The following is a 2,486-nucleotide window of genomic DNA, read 5'->3' on the forward strand; positions in this document are numbered from 1 at the left end:
ACTCATAACAAAACCCTTGTTAAATGATTACCTTCATATAAATTGAATAATTTAGTAATAAAGTCTTAGCTTTTTGTAGTTGTTTGATGTTTTAGACCCATTTATTTCGTATGAAACCATTTGATACCATTGACGTATATGTATGTCAATAATGCTTTTACTATAAATATGCCTTGATGGAGAGGAGCGAAAAACATTGTCCTATTTATCATACTTACAAACAGAGCTTGCTGAAAAAAAGGAACAGCTTGAACGGTTGAAAAATTGTGAATCAGAGCTTGATGGGTATCAGGTGGAATTTAGTCAGAATAACTATCTTGTTAAGGACCCCGATCTTTCAGCAACTACGTGGAAAGGCAACTTAGCTGAAAAATTCACAGATATTCGTGAGGATATGGACGCTGCTTATAAAGATATCTCGGGAACTCAATTAGATACAGCGATCACCGCAATAGAAAATAAAATTGCCAATATTAAAGCAGAAATTCAATCTTTACAAAGTGCTATATCTGCTGAAATTGCACGAATTGAACGAGAAGAGAGAGAGGAAAGAGAAAGAGAAAAAGAACGTCAAAAAGAAAGGATGAAATAATGTGAGCCAGGAGATTAAAGTTCGATATGGTGATGTCGAAGAGGCAATTTCTAAAATTGACGGCGCTGCCGATTCCTTTGAAACAAGTTTAGAAGAAATAACAGGCAGTAACGAGCTAAATGTGGTCGATAAGTTGAACGAATTGAGTCAATTGTTAGTGGAAGTTAGCGAGGCCTACAAACAAGTTCTAAAAGAAAACAACCAAACAGTCCGGACAACTTTAGAAGATATGAAACAAGTTGACGAAAATCTTTCTACATCTATAAAAGCTATATAGGAGGCAAAGCAATTCATGAAGACACTTGATGCCAAAGCCTTACATACTGGAATTGATGGGATAGTAAAAAAACTTCAATCGCAAATGCAGCAAGTAAAGCAATTGGAAAATGCCGTCAGTGACTTTTCAAGCATGAGAAATTCCTTTCAAGGACAAGGTGGAACGGCAATTCGAAATTTCTATGATGAATGGCATACAACCATTTTATCTTTTTATCAGCAATTGCTAAAAGAATTTGAACGAGTGCTAGGAAATGTAAAAAAAGCATGCTCTGACTTCGAATCAGATGAAGCAGGATTCATCCGGCAAAGCTTTCTTGAAGCAGACTTAACAAATGGAGTAAACAAAGCAAAAACCTTTACAACAGACTTAGTTGACGATGTAAATTCATCATTAGACAATGTATCAGATATCATCTATGTTTCTAGACTTGATGACACACGCTTCCATACTTTTGTCCAACAAGCTACGAAAAAAATCACAGAAACGGTTGAAGATTTAGGAACCTTCGACTCATCACAAACAAGTGAATTAACCTCTGTGGAACAAGATATTCAAACATTAAAAAAATCAATAGATGAAATAAAAAGTATGTTCAAAAGTGGGGATCTCGCAATTGCTAGCTTCAATAAGTCGATCCTTAAAGGGGATACTGAGTTTTCTAATTTGAAAAAGGCGCTTGCTGGGAAAAGATTAATGGCGCTTGGTGATGCGTTGACATCTCCGTTTGACTTCGTTAACGGAAAACTTAGTACTGGCGATACTATAATAGCTGGGTATCAAGCCATAGTCTCAATGGGAACATTGAAAGCTGCAAAAAAATTAAAGATTAACTATTTAGGGGGCAAACCGACACTATGGCAAAAGCTAAAAGGTAATTATAGATTTAGTGTAGGAATGGATCCAAGTTGGACGAGTAAAAGTAAGCATAGCAACAAACTTGCAAAAAGGATTCTTAACTTTTCTAGAGCACCACAGCCTTCGAATCCTGTTATGAAGGCATTGCATTCTTTTGTAAAGTCCTATGAAAGTCCTTCGCATTTATATAAGAATGTGGTAGGCTTTCCGAAAAATGCGAATGTATTGAGTGGTAAAGACCTTATGAAATTAAATCAAGAGAGAATGTCTGCTGGGGTTAAGGAAGTAGTGGGGAAGACTGTTTCCAAAGGTGGCCTTGTAAAAGTTGGTAGACGGATTCCTGTAATAGGTACGGGTATATCAGTTGTTGCAAATAGTGCAGAAGTTTTCTCAGAAAAAAATAAGGATAAATCGCTTGCAGAAAAATTTGGGAGAGTAGCAGGCGGAATTGCAGCTGATATGGGTTCAATAGCAATTGGTGCTAAAATCGGTGCAACTATTGGTAGTGCAGGTGGGCCAGTCGGAATAGTTGTAGGTGGTGCAATAGGAGCACTTGCAGGTGGGCTAGTAAGTTCAAAAGTTGGGAATGTTGCTAAAGATATCGGAGGAAAAATAGGTAAGGGAATTAATGACTTTACCAAGAGTGTGGGTAGTAAATTAAAGAAATCTATAGGTAGTTGGTTTAATTAGTTACGAGAAAAATCTATTATGTTAATAAGGATGTTTCCTATGATTGTTGATTTTGTTTATATTTTGAAT

3 protein-coding genes are annotated in these 2,486 nt (G+C 36.3%); all 3 read left to right on the plus strand.

Going from position 1 to position 2,486, the window contains the following annotated elements; all coding sequences use genetic code 11:
• Nucleotides 1-196 precede the first annotated feature (196 nt).
• The 3 genes from HU235_RS23440 to HU235_RS23450 are packed head-to-tail and all read left to right on the plus strand — an operon-like array spanning nucleotide 197 to nucleotide 2,417.
• Nucleotides 197-592, plus strand: a complete 396-nt coding sequence (locus HU235_RS23440; RefSeq protein ID WP_170944247.1) for a YwqH-like family protein — start codon at nucleotides 197-199, stop codon at nucleotides 590-592.
• A 1-nt stretch (nucleotide 593) separates the two neighbouring features.
• Nucleotides 594-869 carry a DUF5344 family protein gene (locus tag HU235_RS23445; RefSeq protein ID WP_095298333.1) on the plus strand — a complete coding sequence of 92 codons (276 nt, stop codon included), beginning with the start codon at nucleotides 594-596 and terminating at the stop codon, nucleotides 867-869.
• A 15-nt stretch (nucleotides 870-884) separates the two neighbouring features.
• The gene (locus tag HU235_RS23450) at nucleotides 885-2,417 is read left to right on the plus strand and encodes an LXG domain-containing protein (protein WP_145580679.1); all 1,533 of its coding nucleotides are present in this window, start codon (nucleotides 885-887) and stop codon (nucleotides 2,415-2,417) included.
• Nucleotides 2,418-2,486 lie beyond the last annotated feature (69 nt).

It is taken from the genome of Metabacillus niabensis, assembly GCF_902829255.1.
GTDB classification, from domain to species: domain Bacteria; phylum Bacillota; class Bacilli; order Bacillales; family Bacillaceae; genus Metabacillus; species Metabacillus niabensis.

Excerpts from the sequence above, each read along its gene's own strand:
- HU235_RS23450 (WP_145580679.1), top strand. The coding sequence starts at position 885 with ATGAAGACACTTGATGCCAAAGCCTTACATACTGGAATTGATGGGATA.